Below are 19,506 nucleotides of genomic sequence, written 5' to 3'. Positions count from 1 at the left end.
GAAGAGTATCACTATGAAGACAGTCATCATCACCGGCATCACCGGCCAGGACGGCGCCTATCTCGCCGAGCTCCTGCTCGACAAGGGCTACACGGTCTACGGCACCTATCGCCGCACCAGCTCGGTGAATTTCTGGCGTATAGAAGAGCTGGGCATCGCCAAGCATCCGAACCTGCATCTGGTCGAATACGACCTGACCGACCTGTCGGCGAGCATCCGCCTGCTGCAGACGACCGGCGCGACGGAGGTCTACAACCTCGCGGCGCAGAGCTTCGTCGGCGTGTCCTTCGACCAGCCGGTCACGACCGCGGAGATCACGGGCGTCGGTCCGCTGAACCTGCTCGAGGCGATCCGCATTGTCAATCCGAAGGTGCGCTTCTATCAGGCAAGCACTTCTGAAATGTTCGGCAAAGTGCAGGCGATTCCGCAAATCGAATCGACGCCGTTCTATCCGCGCAGTCCGTATGGTGTGGCGAAGCTGTATGCGCACTGGATCACGGTGAACTACCGCGAGAGCTACGATATCTTCGGCTGCAGCGGGATCCTGTTCAATCACGAATCGCCGCTGCGCGGCCGCGAATTCGTTACGCGCAAGATCACTGACTCCGTCGCCAAGATCAAGCTTGGCCAGCTCGACGTGCTCGAACTGGGCAACATGGATGCGAAGCGCGACTGGGGCTTTGCGAAGGAATATGTCGAAGGCATGTGGCGCATGCTGCAGGCCGACGAACCGGATACGTTTGTGCTGGCGACGAACCGTACCGAAACCGTGCGCGACTTCGTGCGCATGGCGTTCAAGGCGACCGGCGTCGACCTCGAGTTCAAGGGCAGCGACGAGAATGAGATCGCTGTCGATGTCGCAACCGGCAAGACCGTGGTTCGCGTCAATCCGAAGTTCCATCGGCCGGCCGAGGTCGACCTGTTGATCGGCAATCCGGAGAAGGCGAAGCAGAAGCTGGGCTGGGAGCCGAAGACGACGCTCGAGCAGTTGTGCGCGATGATGGTTGAAGCGGATCTGCGACGCAATGAACGCGGCTTCTCGTTCTGACGCGCCGCGTGCGCTGGTCACGGGGCTCGGCGGCTTTACCGGCGACTATCTAGCGCAGTCGCTGAGGGCGGCCGGCTATCGCGTGTTCGGCACGGCGCACGGATCCGAGGCGACCGGCGCCGACATGTATCGGGTGGATCTGTGCGACCGTGCGGAACTGGCGAAAGTCGTCGCCGACGTGCAGCCGGACGTGGTCGCGCATCTCGCCGCGATCGCGTTCGTCGCGCACGGCGACGCTGACGCGATCTATCGCACGAATGTGGTGGGCACGCGCAACCTGCTGGAGGCGCTCGCAAACCTGGAGAACCGCCCGAAGGCGGTTCTGCTGGCGAGCAGCGCCAACATCTACGGCAACGCGGCGGTCGAGATCATCGACGAATCGGTCGAACCGAATCCGGCGAACGATTACGCAGTCAGCAAGCTGGCGATGGAATACATGGCGCGCCTGTGGCACGACAAGCTCCCGATCGTTGTCGCGCGCCCATTCAACTATACGGGCGTCGGCCAGTCGCCCCAGTTCCTGCTGCCGAAGATCGTCAGCCATTTTCAGCGCGGCGAGCGCGTGATCGAACTCGGCAACATCGATGTCGAGCGTGATTTTTCGGACGTGCGCCGCGTGGTGGATGCGTATCGGCGCCTGCTGCAGCTTGCGCCTGCTGGCGGCGTGTTCAACGTCTGCTCCGGCCGGGCGGTGTCGCTAAAGTCGGTGATTGCGCTGATGGAGCAGATCGCCGGCTATACGATTGAAGTACGCGTCAATCCGGCATTCGTGCGCGCGAACGAAGTGCGCCGGTTGCAGGGCGACGGCGCGCGCCTGCAGGCCGCTGTCGGGCTGCTCGAGGACATTCCGCTGGAAAGCACGCTGCGCTGGATGTTCAGTGGGGGGCGTGCGTGAAAGTTGGTTTCGGCACGACCGCCCTTGCACGGAGCAGTGTGCATGGCGGAGTCGACGGCATCGGGTCGTATACGCGCGAACTGGGTCGGGCACTGCTTGCTCGAGACGGGGTCGAGCTGGTTCCCGCCGGCTTTGGCGCGATCGTCGGCGATGACGTGTTTCCAGGCGCTCAGCCTCCGATGAACCTCGGCCGGCACGAGGTTGCGACGGTGCTGGGCGCCGTCACGCCATGGACCTGGGTCGACGACAAGGCGTTGCGTGCGCAGCGCGTCGACGTATTCCATGCAACGGATCACCTGATTCCGAAATTGTTCGGCACCCCGGTGATCGCGACGTTGATGGATGCTATTCCGCTGTCGCATCCGGAGTGGACGACGATCAAGCTGGCGGCGCTGCGCCGCTGGCTGTTGCGCCGCTCAGGGCACTGGGCCGACCACGTAATCACGATTTCCGACTATTCGAAGCAGGAGATCGTCGAACATTTCGGCATCGCGCCCGAGCGGATCTCTGTTGTGCCTCTGGGCGTGCATCCGCGTTTCTTCGAGCGGATCGAACGCGCCGAGCGTGATGAAGTACTGAAGCGGCTCGATTTGCCGGGGCAATTTTTCCTATGCGTCGGGACCCTGCAGCCACGGAAGAATCTCGAGCGGGTGGTCGATGCCCACGCGAGCCTGCCTGCCGCGCTGCGCTGCGACGTCCCGCTGGTGATCGTTGGTCGTGCCGGATGGGGCTGCGAGCAACTCGTCGCGCGCTTGCGCGCGGACGACAGCGGCAGCGTCCGCTGGCTCCAATATCTGCCCGACCACGACGTGCGCGCGTTGATGCAGTCGGCCAGCGCACTCGTGTTTGCGTCGCTGTGCGAAGGCTTCGGGCTTCCGGTCGTCGAGGCGTTTGCGTCGAGGTTGCCGGTGGTCGCGTCCGGCACGACGTCCGTTCCCGAAGTCGCGGGCGATGCGGCGATTCTGGTCGATCCGACCAGCGTTGACGAAATCGCCGACGGGATGCGGCAGGTCGTCGAGCATCCGGACAAGGCCGACATGCTTCGCGAAGCCGGACTGGCACGGGCGCGCGAACTGAACTGGCCAGCCTGCGCGGAGAAGACGCTGGCCGTCTACGAGGCCGTTCTCGGAGGAATGCGTCGTTCATGAGTCAATTGGCTTCGAGGAGCTCCGCGTGAAGTTGGGGGTGGACATCACTTGGATGGTAGGCAACTACCGCGGCATGGGGCGCTTCGCCCGGCAACTGGTGGCGCCGGTCGGTGCGTCGGTGCTGGGCTTGGCCCCGAGCGGCGTACGTGTCGACGAGTGGCCGTGCGTCAGCGACGGGCGCGGTTTCTTTCCATGGTGGGAGCAGATCGAACTGCCGCGACTGTGCCGCGAGCAGAAGCTCGACTATCTGCTGTGCCCGTACAACACGGGGCCCCTGCGGTCGACGGGCAATACGCGGCTGATCGCGGTCGTTCACGATCTGATCTACATGAAGCCGTGGCACGAGTTGCCGCCGGCGAGATCGCTGTATCAGACCGCCGGACGCATCTATCGTCGTTATGTGGTGCCTAGGCTGGCGCGCCGGGCTGACGTCGTGCTGACCATCTCGCGGTTTTCGCAGCGGGAACTGGTTGAGACGCTCGGGTTGCGCGAGACAGATGTGCGTGTTATCCCATGCACGATTGCGGACGACTGGTTCGAGTCACCGTTGAGTCAGGCGGCGCGCGAGCCGTACCTGTTCACGGTCGCGGGCGAGGCACCGAGCAAGAATGTCGATCGTCTCCTGAAAGCGTTCGCGATCGCGCGGCCGGCGCTTGGCGACGACGCCACGCTGCGGATCGCCGGCATCAAGTCCGAGCATCACGCGCATTTTCTCGAGCGGGCGAGCGCACTCGGGCTCGCGGGCGTTGTCGAACTACTCGGCTACATTTCACGGGACGAGCTGCGCGAGCAGTATCGACGTGCCCGCGCGTTCGTCTTTGCCTCGTTGTTCGAGGGGTTTGGCATTCCGCTGCTGGAAGCGATGGCGTCTGGCACGCCGGTCGCGTGCAGCAATACGACGTCAATGCCCGAGATCGCCGGCGAGTGCGGTCTGCAGTTCGATCCCTATTCGGTGGAAGAGATGGCGGAACAGATCCGCAAGGTATGGAGCGACGACCAGCGATTCGAGGTGGCGATCGGCGACGGCATGGACCGTGCGCGCACCTTCTCGGAATCGGCCGTGCGTCCGTCGCTCGTGGATTTCTGGGCGCGTTTGTCATGAGCGTGGACAAGAAGAAGCTGTTGGTACTAACCCCCAGGTTCCCGTACCCGGTGATCGGCGGCGACAAGCTGAGGATCTATCACCTGTGCAGGGTGCTGTCCCGCCATTACTCGCTGACGTTGTTGAGCCTGTGCGAGAGTCCGGAAGAACTGCACGCGGAAGTCCCCGACGATGGCGTGTTCGATCGGGTCGAACGGGTCTTTCTGTCCAGAAAGCGTTCGTACGTCAATACATTGCTCGCGTTGCCCACCCGTACGCCGCTGCAGGTAGCGTACTATCGGAGCCGCGCATTCGCGGCGGCCGTTTCCCGACTGATGCCGTCGCACGATGGCGTGTTCGTACATCTGGTGCGCTGCGCCGAATACGTGCGCCACGCGGAGAAGCCGCGCATCCTGGAAATGACTGATGCGATCTCGCTTAACTATAGTCGCGTCAAGCAACTCAAAAAGGCACGGGGATTGAAGTCGCGCGTGTTCGGCATCGAGGCGAAACGCCTGCTCGGCTACGAGCGCACGATCGTCGACGATTTCGATCTGTCTGTGCTGGTTTCGAAGGCCGATCGTGACTACCTGTTTCCCGGCGAGTCGGCGAGCAAGGTGATGGTGTGCTCGAACGGAGTGGACCTGTCGGGCCTTCCGTACGTGGCACGCAGCATGGCGAACCGCCTTCTGGTTTTCATTGGCGACATGCGGACGGTCCAGAACCAGGACATGTGCCACTACTTCGCAGAAGCGGTGCTGCCGTTGCTGCGTAAGCGCGCGGACTACCGCTTCCGGATCGTCGGCTCGATCGCACCCGTGCTGGCCGAACAATTCCGCGCGTACGATGGTGTTGAGGTGACCGGCCGGGTCGCGTCAGTCGCGGAGGCCGCGTCTGAAGGGGCGATCGGCGTGTGTCCGATGCGCATCGGTGCAGGCGTTCAGAACAAGATTCTCGAGTACATGGCGCTCGGGCTACCCGTCGTCACCACATCGCTGGGGCACGAGGGTTTGGGCGCAAGGATCGGGCACGATCTGCTGATCGCGGATACGCCTGAGGCGTTCGTCGAGCGCATCGAGTGGCTGGTGGCTCACCCGTCGGCGGCGGTGGAAATGGCTGGCCATGCCCGACAGTTTGTCGAACGGGAGCACGGCTGGACGGAGATGACGCGGGGGCTGGTCGAGCGTGTGAACGGCCTGCTGGCCGCTGGTTCGGCGTGATCGCCGAGCGTTGGCGTGCCGAGGGCGACGGGTGGCAGGTCAGCGTTCGTGATGTCGAAAGCTGAACTTCTTGTGTCGGATGTAGCTAGATTTGGGTTCGATACATTCGCTTTTTTCGTAGAACACCCTCGACGAAAAATTCCACTTCTGACCGCGCCGGTCTTTGAGGGAAGGGGGCACACCCTATCGAGGTGCCGGGCATCTACGAGGTAGTGGTAGAAAATGCCGACCTGAAGCCGCGTATAATGTCGGCGCCAACTTGCGAGCCTACGGCGCGCGCTTAATAACACGAGGTTCGGATGCAGATCGTTATTCCAATGTCGGGGTTCGGGGAGCGCTTTCGTCGCGCCGGCTATGACGTGCCGAAACCGCTCATCGAAATAGACGGCAAGCCGATTATCGGCCACGTCGTCGACCTGTTTCCCGGCGAGACGGACTTTGTATTCATCTGCAATAAGGACCATCTTGCGGATCCGACCTACCGGATGGAGGCCATCCTTCGGGAGCTGGCGCCGTCCGGGCGGATCGTCGCGATTGATTCCCACAAGCTCGGGCCGATACACGCGGTTCTGATGGCTGCGGAGCATATCGACCGCTCCAAACCCGTCGTGGTCAATTACTGCGATTTCACTTGTTATTGGGACTGGGAGCATTTCAAGGCGTTCGTCGACGAGACGCAATGCGACGGTGCCATTCCGGCCTACAAGGGATTCCATCCGCATACCCTTGGTACGACCAATTACGCCTATATGCGAGAGTCGGGCGGTTGGGTGAAAGACATCCAAGAGAAGATGCCCTACACGGACAACCGGATGGAAGAGTACGCGTCTAGTGGGACGTACTACTTTCGATCCGGGGAGCTCATGCTGAGCGCCTTCGAGGAGACTGAAGCAAAGGGCAGGAGCGTCGGTGGAGAGTTCTACGTGAGTCTTGCGTACCTGTCATTGCTTGAGGCGGGGCGTTCTGTCGCAGTCTATCCGCTCCAGCATTTCATGCAGTGGGGAACTCCCGAAGACGTAGCCGAATACCGCATGTGGTCGACTGCGTTCGATCGACTTTCGATGCCTCGGCCTGACGCCGCAATTCCTCGAGGTACGGTGATCGTTCCAATGGCTGGTCTCGGCGAGCGGTTTGCCCGGGAAGGCTATACCGAAACTAAGCCGCTCATCGAGGTGTCGGGGTTGCCCATGGTTGTTCAGGCGGCACGCTTCCTGCCACCGGCCAAACAGTATGTATTCGTTATGCGCCGCGATATGCCGGGCTCAGCTGAGGTATCGGCAATACTGCGCGACGCTTGCCCTGGGGCGATCATTGAGTTCGTCGAAGGTGTGACCGACGGGCAGGCATGTACGGCATTGATTGGATTGCAAGCCGCGCAACGTGAATTGGGTCACGTACCGGAGCCCGTAACCTTCGGCGCATGCGATTTCGGTGCGCTCTATGACGATGTCCGGTTCGATGCACTGATCGATGACCCCGGCACGGATGTTTTGGTTTGGGCTGTCAAGGGGCACGCCAATGCGATCCGCCATCCGGAGATGTTCGGTTGGCTCGGCGCCGAGGGCGAACGCGTCACGCAGGTATCGGTCAAGGTACCGCTTGGCGACCCGCGGAACGATCCCATTGTGCTCGGCACGTTCACGTTCAAGCGAGCCGCCGACTTCGTTCATTGTGTCGAGCACATGATGGCTCGCGAAGCCCGTGTAAAGGGTGAGTATTACCTCGATACCTGCATCGACGATGCAATGCAGCTCGGCATGAATTGCCGGCTACTCGAGGTTGATTCATATCTGTCTTGGGGAACCCCAAACGACCTCCGCACCTTCGAATACTGGCAATCGTGCTTCTCGAAGTGGCAGGGACATCGCTACACGATCGCATCCGATTGCCGTGTCCCGCGTGCCGCCGTCGATTCTCTCGATCGGCGCTACGAGAAAACGGTGCCGCATACAGCGGGTTGATGTCGTGATCAAACGTGAAGCCCTGATATTCCTGATTGTCGGCACGTTAACGGTCGGAATTGATTTCCTCTGCTACACGCTGCTGTTGGGCGTCGGCGTGCAGTATGCACTCGCCAAAGCGGTAGGGTTCATTGTCGGCACGGTGTTCGCATATTTTGCCAATCGTTCGTGGACATTCGGTCATCGGCAGCACGCTCCGGGCAGCGTGTTCCGGTTTGCAATGCTCTATATGCTCACACTTGGTGGCAATGTATTGATCAATCACTTCGTCTTGCTGATCGCGGGGGAAAGGGACTGGGCAGTACGGCTCGCCTTTCTCGCTGCGACAGGGGTTTCTGCAGCACTGAATTTTCTTGGCATGCGATTCTTTGTGTTTCGTGGCCAACTTACTCGTGAGGCATAGATGCGATTTTCCCTTGTCATCCCTTGCTTCAATGAGGCCAAGAATCTGCCCCTGCTCGTCGAGCGTTGCAAGAATCTTTGTGCATCGAGCGGTGTCGAGGTCGTGCTCGTCGATAATGGCTCCAGTGACGATTCGCCAGCCGTGCTTCGCACTTTGCTCGCCGGAACCACCGGGCTTCGCTCGGTACGCGTCGACGTCAACCAGGGCTATGGCTTCGGAATACTGAGCGGTCTACGAGCCGCCGAGGGCGAAATCCTCGGGTGGACTCACGCGGACATGCAAACAGACCCCTGCGACGCTTTGGAGGGGCTTGCGCTATTCGAGCGCCATGGAAACGATATCTTCGTCAAGGGGCGCAGATACGGGCGACCGATTGCCGATGTGGCGTTTACCGTCGGGATGAGCATCTTCGAAACATGTCTGTTGAGCAAGCCACTGTGGGATATCAATGCGCAACCGACGATGTTTTCCCGCGCGTTCTTCGAGCGCCTTAAGAATCCCCCGAGCGACTTCTCACTTGATCTCTACGTGTACTACCAGGCGCGAGCCATGGGACTCCCGGTTCATCGCTTCCCCGTCCGTTTTGGCGAGCGCGCTCACGGTGTCTCGCATTGGAATGTCAATTGGGCCGCTAAACGGAAATTCATTCGACGCACGATCGACTTCAGTCTGTCGATGCGCAAAGCGGAGAAGTAAATGAAGATCATCGCTCATCGCCGAAACACGATTGAGGCATTGCAGGCCACGCCTGAAAGGTATGGCATCGAGGTCGACATTCGCAGCGTCGCGGACCGACTCGTGATTCATCACGATCCGTTTGTCGATGGCGAATCGTTCGAGACCTGGCTTACGCATTACCGCCACGGAACATTGATCCTGAACGTCAAGGAAGAGGGCCTCGAAGCGAAGCTCATCGAGCTGATGCATGCATTCTCGATCTCGGATTACTTCTTTCTCGATCAGTCGTTCCCGTTTTTGGTCAAATGGGCGCGGCTTGGTGAGAAGCGCTGCGCCGTTCGGGTTTCGGAATTCGAATCAGTCGAGACTGCGCTATCGTTGGCAGGAATGGTCGAATGGGTATGGGTCGACTGCTTCACGAAGTTCCCTCTGTCGACTGCCGACGGTGCTCGGTTGCGAGAGGCTGGATTCCGATTGTGTCTCGTTTCCCCTGAATTGCAGGGAAGAACCGACGAACATGAAATAACGAAGATGCAGGGTGAACTCGCAGATCGAGCGATTGCGATCGATGCGGTGTGTACCAAGCGCCCTGACCTGTGGGAAGGCTCGTTCGCTCCATGAAGCCGATTTTTGCAAATCCGACGTTTTGGGTCGGATTACTGTTGCGAGTCGCGCTCGTTGCGCTCGTGATTCCCCATGCGTCGCAAGTTTGGTACGTGCCGTTCATGGAGGTGACTTCGCGGCATCTGTCGTGGGACCCGTGGACCGTCTTCATTCAGGCGGGTGGCGTCGAACGCGCATTTCCGTACGGATATGCGATGTGGATTGCGTTTTTGCCGCTGACGTTGGTGGCGAATCTCGCGCATTTGCCGACCGCAGTGGCTTACGGCGGTACGCTGGTGCTGGCCGATATCGCGTTGCTGCTTACGCTGAGGGCATTGTTCGATGTAAAGGACAGGCTTCTGCTCTCGCTGTATTGGCTGTCGCCCGTCATCATTTTCGCTGTCTATTTTCTCGGCGCCAACGACCTTGTGCCCGTGGCGTTGTTGTGCAGTGCGCTTCTCGCACTTAGAGCGCGTAGGAAGGGCCTTGCCGGCGCGATTTGCGGGGCGGCCGTTTCGGCAAAGCTGAGCATGCTGCTTGCTCTGCCGCTGATCGCGATCTATCTCTACCGCAATAAATCGATGCGTCGCCACTGCGCCGAGTTTGCGCTTGGTCTGGCCATCGTGCTGCTGCTATTGGAGACGCCGTTTCTTCTATCGAGCAACGCCGTTGCGATGCTGATTCACAACCCAGAGCTGGGGAAGGCCTGGGAATTTGCGCTCGGCATCGGCAACGACCGAGCTCTAATCGTCTTGCCAGCGGCGTATTTGCTGATGTTGTATTCGTGTTGGCGAATTAGGCGCATCAGCTTCGATTTGTTGCATGTGCTGCTCGGGGTCGCGTTCTTCCTCGTGTTGCTGATGACTCCTGCGGCGCCGGGTTGGTTCGTGTGGGTGATGCCGTTGCTTGTTTACTACCAGGCGATGTCGGGGCGTGTATCGATCGCGCTTGTATCGGCGTTTTCGATTGCGTACATACTCACTGCGCTATTGACGTCGCCGCTTCCCGTCGCAATGGGCGCAATGCTGGAGCAGACACGCTTTGGCCTGGACCTGCATGCGTATCCGCGGGTCGTCAATGTCGTCAACAGCGTCTTGATTGCGTTCGGTCTTGTTCTGGTTTGGCGGATCTGGCGCGAGGCGGTGCGCCAGAATGACTACTTCAGATTGAGCCGCAAGCCGGTTGTCATCGGTATCGCCGGAGATTCCGGCGCAGGAAAGGACACCCTCGTCGATTCCATTGTTGGCTTGCTCGGGCAGCATTCGGTCGTGCGTGTATCGGGTGACGACTATCACCACTGGGATCGGCATAAACCAATGTGGCAGGTAATGACGCACCTGAATCCCCGTGCAAACAATCTCGAGCGTTTTGCTACCGACGTCTTGTCGCTCGCCAACGGACGGTCCGTGCAAGCGCGGCATTACGACCACGCCAGCGGCAAGATGAGCAAACCGCATACCGTCGCAAGCAACGATTTCGTCATCGCCAGCGGGCTGCACGCACTCTATCAACCGCTATTGCGGGAACGCTACGATCTGACGATCTTTCTTGACATAGATGAAGGGTTGCGACGCTATTTCAAGATTCAACGCGATGTACACAAGCGGCGGCATAGCCTTGAAACCGTTCTTGCGTCGATCGAAAAGCGAACTGGTGACGCCGAGCGCTTCGTTCATCCTCAAGCCGCGCATGCCGATTTGGTCCTATCGCTACAGCCAATCCATCCACGCATTCTGAAGGACCCCGGCGACGACAGGCCGCTCAGATTCAAGCTCGTCGTGAGTTCGCGGCATGGTCTGCACGAGCAGTCCCTTGAGCGAACGCTTGTCGGAATTTGCGGGCTACATGTCGATACGGTGCTCGTCGGGGACGAATCTACGGTCAAGATGACGATTGAAGGTGAAACGATCGCCGATGACGTTGCCATGGCGGCGCAGCAATTGATTCCGCGTGCGGCAGTATTACTAGATCAGCCGCCGCGCTGGGAGGACGGCATCGCGGGGCTGATGCAACTGATGATTCTGTCGCATCTCACGCAGGCTTTACAAAAAAGACTCAAATGAAACTCCTCGATCCTACGCTTTTCGAGCGTCTTCCCGACGCAGTGCTCTTCGACACCGACAACACGCTTTATCCGTACGACCCAGCTCATGCAGCTGCAATGGACGCCGTGCGGCAAAAGGCGATGGGTACGTTCTCTATCACCAAGGCACAGTTTGAGGTTGCATATGGCGCGGCACGCAAGGAAGTCAAGCAGAGACTAAAGCATCAGGCGAGTTCACATAGCCGGCTTCTTTATTTTCAACGGATGCTCGAGATCATCGGCTTACGCTCTCAGGTCCTGCTCGCTCTGGATTTCGAGCAGACATACTGGCGAACGTTCTTGAGTCATGCAGAGCTATTCGATGGCGTGCAGGAGCTGCTCGACGATCTTCGTTTGGCAGGTGTACCGACTGCCATCGTTACCGATCTGACTGCCCAGATCCAGTTTCGTAAGATGGTTTACTTCGGTCTTGATCAAAGTTTCGACTACATCGTAACTAGCGAAGAGGCTGGATCGGACAAGCCCGATCCGGCACCGTTCGAGATTGCGCTCGAGAAAATGCGCCCAAAAGGCGATTGCATCTGGATGATCGGAGACAACCCGTTGAACGATATCAAGGGAGCGCGGGAGGCTATCAAAGCCGTTACGATCCAGAAAATTCATGCGGGAGTTGCCGTCGGGGAAGGCGATCAGCGTCCCGATGCGATCGTCTACGAATTCAAACAACTGAGCGGCTTGATTAGCAGCATTACGCAAAGGTGAGCTGTTCATGAAGCTTCGTTATACGTTGACCCGAGAGAACGTTTTTGCTGCGCTTCTTACTGCGCTCGTCGCATGGATCTGTCTGGAATTGTTTTTGTCTGGCAGATTGATATTGGGGCACTTCTCGCAATTCATGATTCCGTCGGATAAGTTCGGGTTGCCGACCCAACTCCGCGACCATGGGTTGACGACCTTTTTTCGCGAGTCAGGCGGTTGGGACGGTCAGTTCTATTACGCGATGTCAAACGACGTACTTGCACTTCGCGATACCGTCGCTCATCTTGATACGCCAGCCTATCGATATCAGCGAATCGGCATTCCGCTGATCGCCAATATCGTGTCCAAGCTGATGGGGCAGACGTGGGTCAGTCCACTGGTCTATTACTCGACGAACCTTGGTCTGGTGCTGTTAGCGACTGTGCTGGGTTCGCGTTGGTTCCAGCAGCACGGACGTTCTCCCTACCTGATTTTGCTCTGGTCGCTTGCCGCAGGCGTACAGATCACGATCCTCAACGGACTACCCGATGCCGGTGCCGATGCACTGCTGATCCTGGCGTTGATCTGCTGGTACGAGCGCCGTGCCGCCTTGTATGTGTTTGCGATGTCGTTTGCGGCATTGGCCCGCGAGGCATACGTTGTCGTCCCTTTCTTTGCGGGCGCGGGAGCGTTGCTGGGATGGGTGTTGAACCGGGAAACGGCGGTACATCGCAATCGCCTGCCAGTGATCGCGCATGCGCTTCCCGTTGCGGTGATGCTAGCGTGGCAGGTATACGTTCGATTGCACATCGGCTCACCGCAGACAGGCGCAGTGTTGCTTACCTGGCCTTTTGCAGACACCTTACGCTATGCATTCCTCGGGTTGCGTGGACTACATCCGCTCGTGGGAGGTGGGAAGGGCCGTCTCGAAGGGGGCGGGCTCATTCTTCATTTGCTGCTGGTGATAGCGATGGGGATAGCGATGCTCGTCGTGCTCCGAGCATGCTTGCGCGGCAAGGTCAAGCAATACGAGGTTGCCGGCTTCGCACTGGCGTTTGGCACTCTTTCGGCGATGTATCTCTGCTTCAACTACATTGTCGTGCAGCATTACAGCGGGTATTTCAAAGCATCGGACATGTTCCTGTTCGCGCTACCGTTCATGTTGCTTGCCATCGATAAAGTCGTTCCGCGTGCGCTAATTATCGCATTCGCGGCTATCGCGGCCTTTTTCTTCTTCCTATTCGCGCAGGATCGGCTCAGCGGTGGGCATTGGATCGAGCAGCCCGCTCAGGTGTATATAGAGGATCATGCGGCTTGCTTGACCTCTTTCGATGCGCAAACGGCGCCACTGGCGATTACGGAGGTGGGCGGGGTACGTTGGGTTTCAAGGCTTCTCGACCGGAAATTGATGCTCGTCGAAGTCAAGCTGACCAACCGGTCGAGCGTTGCATTCAGCCCAACAAAAGGCGTAGGCTCGGTGAAAGTTGGCTATCAATGGCTCGACGAAAAGACGGGCAAGGTCGTAGTCGATGGTGCGCGAGCCATGTTGAGTGATCAATTGCAGCCAGGCCAGAGCGCTGTACTCACGGTGCCGGTGGAAAAACCGGCATCACCGGGAGATTATCGACTAGTGATTTCGCCGGTGCAGGAGGGGTGCGCGTGGTTCTATCAGGTAAACAAGTCGAGCGCGTTCGACATTGTTGTCCATGTCAGGTGATTCATGCACAAGGTTATATCCGATTTCAGTTCGGTGCTCGGGAGCGACGCGCTTCTCGTGCAAGGTGCCGGCGGCAACATCTCGTGGAAAGACGACGATACGCTTTGGATCAAGGCGTCGGGCACTTGGCTTTCCGATGCGAGGCTTCGCGACATTTTCGTTCCTCTATCGCTTGCGACGGTGCGGACGCTAATGCTCGCCGGAGAAGATAGCTTTATGAGTGCGGTCGTGGGAGATTCGACCGCGCGCCCGTCGATCGAGACGTCGCTGCACGCTGTGTTACCGCACCGTATCGTTGTACACGTCCATCCGGTCGATGTTCTCGCGATTTGCGCTCGCAAGACAGGCGCTGATTTGCTTGCAAAGAGGTTGAGTGGTATGTCTTGGGCGCTCGTTCCGTATGCCAAGCCAGGTGTGCGGCTGACCGCTGCCGTATCGGAGGTCTGCAGGCAGTATCCAGCGGCCAATGTACTGGTCCTGGCGAATCACGGACTAGTAGTCGGTGGCAATACGGTCGACGAAGTCGATGACTTGCTTCGAGGCGTATCAAAGCGCTTGCGGCTTGAGCCGCGAACCTGGACCGGGTGCGATTCGGGTTTTACACGCTCGAACGGCGAGGTATGGGAGCAGTACGGATACGTGCCCACGGATGCCTCTCACTGGCACGTCATGGCGTTGGACAGAACCGTTCTCGAACTGGTACATGATCATTGGGTGATGTACCCTGACCATGCCGTTTTTTTGGGTGCGGATGCGACCATCATCCGTCCTTCGATGTTGCACGAAGATGTCGAACGAGTTATAGCGCGTCGTCCGCCATGTATCTTTGTCGAGGGAATAGGGGTGCTTGAGCGGCATGATATGACGAAAGCGCAACGCGCGATGCTTCAGTGCTTTTACGATGTTGCAATACGGATTGATGATGCGTCGGATGTTCAATCGCTGTCCGGTACCGACGTTTCGGATTTGCTGAATTGGGACGCCGAGAAATATCGTCAGCAAAACTCATGATGACTCGCGATGACTTGCGTGGATCGCCGCACATCGCACGAAATACCGAGATCGATATCGCGGGGCTTGAGAGCGAGATAGGTGTGGCGACCCACGTTAGGGCTCGTTGTCCAGCGCGTTCATACCCCACCTTCAACCGTCTTGCCTGGAGACATCGCTGATGCATGTCTTGGTAACCGGGGCGAGCGGTTTTGTGGGCCGCGCCCTCTGCCGTACCTTGGTCGAAAACGGTCATCGGGTGACGGGCATCGTTCGTCGTACCGGAACCGCGCCTGCGGGCGTCGACGAGTGTGTGTACACGGGCCGCGAGTTCACGGATATCAGCGCACATTGGCCGGCGGCGCCCGGTGAGGTCGATTGCGTCATGCATCTCGCTGCGCGCGTGCATGTGATGAACGACTCGGCTTTGGATGCCGACGCCGAGTTTCGCGCGATGAACGTCGACGGCACGTTGCGTGTCGCCGAAGCCGCCCACCAGCATGGTGTGCGTCGCATCGTGTTTGTCAGCAGCGTCAAGGCTATCGCCGAAAGCGATGGGGGCCAGCCGCTGCGCGAAGATGCTCCAGCGCGCCCTGAGGATCCTTACGGCCGTTCGAAGTGTGAGGCCGAGACGCTGCTTCGGCAATTTGGTGATTCGACCGGTCTCGAGACGGTGATTGTTCGCCCGCCGCTGGTTTACGGCCCCGAGGTTCGTGCGAACTTCCTGCGGATGATGGGCGCCGTATCGCGCGGCATTCCATTACCGCTGGGAACCATTGCCGCGCGGCGCAGCATCGTCTGCGTCGACAATCTCGCCGACGCGTTGCTGCGCTGCGCAACCGATCCGCGTGCGGCGTATGAATGTTTTCACGTCGCAGACGACGATCCGCCTTCGGTGGCGGGGCTGCTGCGGATGGTCGGCGATGTGCTCGGCCGGCCGGCCCGGCTTTTCCCGGTGCCGCTCGCTGCCCTTCGGTTGGTTGGCCGACTGACCGGCCGCCGTGCGGCCATCGACCGCCTGACGGGCAGCCTTCAACTCGATACCGGCCGGATCAAGCGCGTGCTCGACTGGCATCCGCCCTATACGACCCGCCAGGGCCTCGAAGCGACCGCCGCATGGTATCGTTCGCGCGATACACAACAATAGTCGACATGCATTTCCCGATTTCCACATGGCCTGCTGCGGTCGTGGTGGCGCTGGTCGCCGCCATCGCATCGACGGCTATCCTGCGCATGCTGCTCGCGACCGGCCTCGCATGGCGCCTCGCCACCGATATTCCGAACGATCGTTCGCTTCATACGCTGCCGACGCCGCGCGTCGGCGGATGGGGCATCGTGCCGGTATGCATCGTCGCGCTGCTGGCGCTTGCGCCGCGACTGTGGCTGATCGCCATCGCCGCCGCGGGGCTGGCTGCGATGTCGCAAATCGACGACCGGCGCGGGCTACCGGCCCGCGTGCGGTTCTCGGCGCACCTCGCGGCCGTCGTCGCGCTGATCGTCGTCTTTCCGGCCGACGCCCCGTGGTGGCTGCTCGCCGGCGTGGGCTTCGCGATGGTCTGGCTGACGAACCTGTACAACTTCATGGACGGCGCCGACGGCCTCGCGGGCGGTATGGCGCTGTTCGGTTTCGGCGGGTACGCCGTTGCGGCGCTGAATGGCGCGCAGGCGTCTCCCGATCTAATCGTGGCGGGCGCGGCGGTCGCCGGCGCGGCGCTGGGCTTCCTGCTGCTCAATTTCCATCCGGCCAGGCTGTTCCTCGGCGACGCCGGCTCGATTCCGCTCGGATTCCTGGCCGGCGCGCTAGGCTACTGGGGCTGGCGTACCGGCGTCTGGCCGGTCTGGTTTCCCGCGATGGTGTTCGCTCCCTTTATTGCTGACGCATCTGTAACACTTTTGAGACGTCTGTTACGCGGAGAAAAGTTCTGGCAGGCGCACCGGGAGCACTATTATCAAAGGATGGTCCGATCGGGCGTAGGTCACGGTCGGACCGCTCTTTATTGGTACCTCATCATGCTCGCGGGCATAATTGTCGCCGTGTGGGCAAAGGGCCGCCCCGAACTGCAGCAATGGCTGTCGTTCTTCGCATGGTATGGCGTCCTGGCATGGTTCGGATGGTTGATCGACATGCGTTGGCGCCGGTTTCAGTCGGCCACCGAAAACAACTCTTGAGGTTTCCCGCCGATGTTGCGATCCAAGGCATCTTGGCTGTCACTGAGTGCTTTCCTGTTCGACCTGACGGCGGTTGTCGCCGCATGGTTGTTCGCTTATCTCGTTCGTTTCAATGGCAGCGTTCCGCATGATTTCCTCAGCGGCGCGCTGATGGCGCTGACGTGGGTGCTGCCCGTCTACGCGCTGATGTTCCACGGGTTCGGCCTGTATCGTGGGCTGTGGGTGTTTGCGAGCCTGCCCGACCTGATGCGCATTGCGAAGGCGGTGGTCGGCGGCGGCGTGATCGTGATGATCGGCGCCGTGATGTTCCAGCCGATTCCGATCATTCCACGCTCGGTACTGCTCGTGTCGCCGCTGATGCTGTTCCTGACGATGGGCGGCGCGCGCGCGCTGTATCGCGCGACGAAGGAGTACTACCTGTACGGCGGCCTGGTCGGGAAGGGCAAGCCGGTGCTCGTGCTCGGCGCCGGCACCGCCGGCGCGAGCCTCGCGCGAGAACTGTCGCGTTCGGGCGAGTGGCGCCTCGTCGGCCTGCTCGACGACGATGTCACGAAGCAGGGGCGCGAAATCTACGGCTACAAGGTGCTCGGCTCGTTCAACGACCTGAAGCACTGGACCGACGCAATGAAGGTCGAGTACGCGATCATCGCGATTCCGTCGGCGTCGGTCGAAACGCAGCGTCGCGTCGCGACGCTGTGCGTGCGTGCCGGCGTGAAGGCGATGGTTCTGCCTTCGCTGACCGCGCTGATGCCGGGGCAGGGCTTCCTGTCGCAGGTGCGGAACATCGATCTCGAGGATCTGCTCGGCCGCGACGCCGTGACGATCGACACGCCGCACGTCGAGGCGCTGCTGCGTGGTCGCGTCGTGATGGTGACGGGCGCGGGCGGCTCGATCGGCTCCGAGCTGTGCCGGCAGATCATGCGTTTCGTACCGGCGCAGCTTGTCGCGTTCGACTTGTCCGAGTACGCGATGTACCGGCTCACCGAGGAACTGCGTGAGCGCTTCCCTGACCTGCCGGTTCTGCCGATCATCGGCGATGCGAAGGATTCGCTGCTGCTCGACCAGGTGATGTCGCGCCATGCGCCGCACATCGTGTTCCATGCGGCCGCCTACAAGCACGTGCCGCTGATGGAGGAGCACAACGCGTGGCAGGCGCTGCGTAATAACGTGCTCGGCACATATCGCGTGGCCCGCGCGGCGATCCGCCACGACGTGCGTCACTTCGTGCTGATCTCGACCGACAAGGCCGTCAATCCGACCAACGTGATGGGCGCGAGCAAGCGCCTCGCCGAAATGGCCTGCCAGGCGTTGCAACAGACGAGTGGGCGCACGCAGTTCGAGACCGTGCGCTTCGGCAACGTGCTCGGCAGCGCGGGCAGCGTGATCCCGAAATTCCAGCAGCAGATCGCGAAGGGCGGCCCGGTGACGGTCACGCACCCGGAGATCACGCGTTTCTTCATGACGATCCCGGAAGCGTCGCAGCTCGTGCTGCAGGCGTCGAGCATGGGGCATGGCGGCGAGATCTTCATTCTCGACATGGGCGAGCCGGTGAAGATCGTCGATCTCGCGCGCGACCTGATCCGCCTGTACGGTTTCTCGGAAGAACAGATCCGCATCGAGTTCACCGGACTGCGGCCGGGCGAGAAGCTCTACGAGGAGCTGCTCGCGGACGACGAGGCGACGACGCGCACGCCGCACCCGAAACTGCGGATTGCGCGTGCACGGGAAGTGCCGGACAACCTGCTCGATGAATTGCTGCCGTGGCTGATGCAGCACCGCGTGCTGTCCGATGACGAGGTGCGGCGCGATTTGCGGCGCTGGGTGCCTGAGTACCAGACCACGGTGACGCCGGTGTTGCAAAGCGTGCCGAGGCGCGCTATCTCGGGCAAATGATCGACTCGATGCGCTCGCGTAAATAAAGCCAGATGGATCATGGGACCTGTGCCGTTCAGTAAAACGCTGAACGGCATTTTTGTTTGGCAGGCAGCGGTAGATAAGTAGCAATCGGAGATCGGTACGGTGGCGCACATCGCGAGCTCCGTCAGCCAACCGAAAACATATTAAATTTCTTGTAAATCATAATGTCCGCTAGGCGCTTGTGATTGCATGCCGGTTGCGCAATGAATGCGGAAATATTGTCCGTGTCCGATTGTGGATTGACAATATTAACTTCCATGAAGTTCATCTGGTCTGATTGACTGTCGGTCGGTTCCTGCGTATGTTTAACAAAGGAAGCTGAGTTCGATTGGATGAGTGCAGGTCGAGATAATTTCGGACTTGAACTGAGCCTATTCGCTCTCGCTCTCGCTTTCTTTGTAAGCGGCTCGAGCTGGCCGTTCGGCCACGGGGCCTAATCGAATGTATCGTAGTTCCCACTAAATTTTTTAGTGGGAAGCAAAGTGGACGAGATTCCGGACGCCAAACGCGTGAAGTCGAGCAAACGACCGAACTTCGCGGACGAGTTCAAGCGGGGCTTGGTTGAGCAAACGTTCGAGCCAGGCGCGTCGGTTTCGCTGGTTTCCCGGCGTAACGATGTCAACACCAACTTGCTCTTCCGATGGCGTCGCCAATATCTTGAAGGCGCCTTTGGTCCGCCGTGCCCTGAACATGTAGTCCAGAAACCGACCGACGGTATTCCGACGTTGTTGCCGGTGAGTATTGTTGACGAGACCTTGGTCCCGGCCTCTGCGAAGACGACCTCGGAAACCGTGCCATTGGCGGAAGGTGTTTGCGAGATCGAATTTGAACGGGCACGAATTCGTCTGCGAGGTGATGTATCGCCGGCAACGCTGAAGCTGCTGATTCGCGAGC

General features: G+C 59.9%; 17 protein-coding genes. All 17 read left to right on the top strand.

The annotated features are described in order from the left end of the window. The first annotated feature begins 13 nt into the window (after positions 1–13). A complete protein-coding gene (gene gmd / locus ACPUER_RS26725; RefSeq protein ID WP_425132560.1) occupies positions 14–1,048 on the top strand; it encodes a GDP-mannose 4,6-dehydratase in 1,035 nt (344 codons plus the stop codon). Continuing rightward, a complete protein-coding gene (locus tag ACPUER_RS26720; RefSeq protein ID WP_425132559.1) occupies positions 1,026–1,943 on the top strand; it encodes an NAD-dependent epimerase/dehydratase family protein in 918 nt (305 codons plus the stop codon). Before gmd ends, ACPUER_RS26720 begins: the two co-directional genes overlap by 23 nt. Further along, positions 1,940–3,091, top strand: coding sequence for a glycosyltransferase family 4 protein (locus ACPUER_RS26715; protein ID WP_425132558.1), 1,152 nt, complete (start codon positions 1,940–1,942; stop codon positions 3,089–3,091). The genes ACPUER_RS26720 and ACPUER_RS26715 overlap by 4 nt, the downstream gene beginning before the upstream one ends. A 25-nt stretch (positions 3,092–3,116) precedes the next feature. Beyond that, complete coding sequence (locus ACPUER_RS26710; protein ID WP_425132557.1) at positions 3,117–4,193, top strand: glycosyltransferase family 4 protein; 1,077 nt, start codon at positions 3,117–3,119, stop codon at positions 4,191–4,193. Further along, entirely contained in the window at positions 4,190–5,392 is a 1,203-nt protein-coding gene (locus ACPUER_RS26705) for a glycosyltransferase (RefSeq protein ID WP_425132556.1), read from the top strand. The genes ACPUER_RS26710 and ACPUER_RS26705 overlap by 4 nt, the downstream gene beginning before the upstream one ends. 299 nt (positions 5,393–5,691) lie before the next feature. Then, positions 5,692–7,353 carry an NTP transferase domain-containing protein gene (locus ACPUER_RS26700; protein ID WP_425132555.1) on the top strand — a complete coding sequence of 554 codons (1,662 nt, stop codon included), beginning with the start codon at positions 5,692–5,694 and terminating at the stop codon, positions 7,351–7,353. A gap of 4 nt (positions 7,354–7,357) precedes the next feature. Next, a complete protein-coding gene (locus ACPUER_RS26695; protein ID WP_425132554.1) occupies positions 7,358–7,756 on the top strand; it encodes a GtrA family protein in 399 nt (132 codons plus the stop codon). After that, positions 7,757–8,452, top strand: a complete 696-nt coding sequence (locus tag ACPUER_RS26690) for a glycosyltransferase family 2 protein (protein ID WP_425132553.1) — start codon at positions 7,757–7,759, stop codon at positions 8,450–8,452. It abuts the gene before it with no gap. Further along, positions 8,453–9,055, top strand: coding sequence for a phosphatidylinositol-specific phospholipase C/glycerophosphodiester phosphodiesterase family protein (locus ACPUER_RS26685; RefSeq protein WP_425132552.1), 603 nt, complete (start codon positions 8,453–8,455; stop codon positions 9,053–9,055). It begins immediately after the preceding gene. After that, a complete protein-coding gene (locus ACPUER_RS26680; RefSeq protein ID WP_425132551.1) occupies positions 9,052–11,100 on the top strand; it encodes a uridine kinase in 2,049 nt (682 codons plus the stop codon). The genes ACPUER_RS26685 and ACPUER_RS26680 overlap by 4 nt, the downstream gene beginning before the upstream one ends. Further along, positions 11,097–11,843 carry an HAD family hydrolase gene (locus ACPUER_RS26675; protein ID WP_425132550.1) on the top strand — a complete coding sequence of 249 codons (747 nt, stop codon included), beginning with the start codon at positions 11,097–11,099 and terminating at the stop codon, positions 11,841–11,843. The genes ACPUER_RS26680 and ACPUER_RS26675 overlap by 4 nt, the downstream gene beginning before the upstream one ends. A 7-nt stretch (positions 11,844–11,850) precedes the next feature. Further along, the gene (locus ACPUER_RS26670) at positions 11,851–13,536 is read left to right on the top strand and encodes a hypothetical protein (protein ID WP_425132549.1); all 1,686 of its coding nucleotides are present in this window, start codon (positions 11,851–11,853) and stop codon (positions 13,534–13,536) included. 3 nt (positions 13,537–13,539) lie between these two features. Continuing rightward, positions 13,540–14,547: a class II aldolase/adducin family protein gene (locus ACPUER_RS26665; protein WP_425132548.1), complete on the top strand. Its 1,008-nt coding sequence runs from the start codon at positions 13,540–13,542 to the stop codon at positions 14,545–14,547. Between the two features lie 157 nt (positions 14,548–14,704). Then, on the top strand, positions 14,705–15,673 hold the full coding sequence (locus ACPUER_RS26660; RefSeq protein ID WP_425132573.1) for a UDP-glucose 4-epimerase family protein: 969 nt from the start codon (positions 14,705–14,707) through the stop codon (positions 15,671–15,673). 5 nt (positions 15,674–15,678) lie between these two features. Then, positions 15,679–16,695 carry an MraY family glycosyltransferase gene (locus ACPUER_RS26655; RefSeq protein ID WP_425132547.1) on the top strand — a complete coding sequence of 339 codons (1,017 nt, stop codon included), beginning with the start codon at positions 15,679–15,681 and terminating at the stop codon, positions 16,693–16,695. A gap of 12 nt (positions 16,696–16,707) precedes the next feature. Continuing rightward, complete coding sequence (locus ACPUER_RS26650; RefSeq protein WP_425132546.1) at positions 16,708–18,588, top strand: polysaccharide biosynthesis protein; 1,881 nt, start codon at positions 16,708–16,710, stop codon at positions 18,586–18,588. A 506-nt stretch (positions 18,589–19,094) separates the two neighbouring features. Next, on the top strand, positions 19,095–19,506 hold a 412-nt coding region (gene tnpA, locus ACPUER_RS26645), incomplete at its 3' end, for an IS66-like element accessory protein TnpA (RefSeq protein WP_425132545.1).

The organism is Burkholderia sp. DN3021, assembly GCF_049805555.1.
Classification (GTDB): domain Bacteria; phylum Pseudomonadota; class Gammaproteobacteria; order Burkholderiales; family Burkholderiaceae; genus Burkholderia; species Burkholderia pyrrocinia_C.
This window is presented reverse-complemented; position numbering and strand designations above follow the sequence as displayed.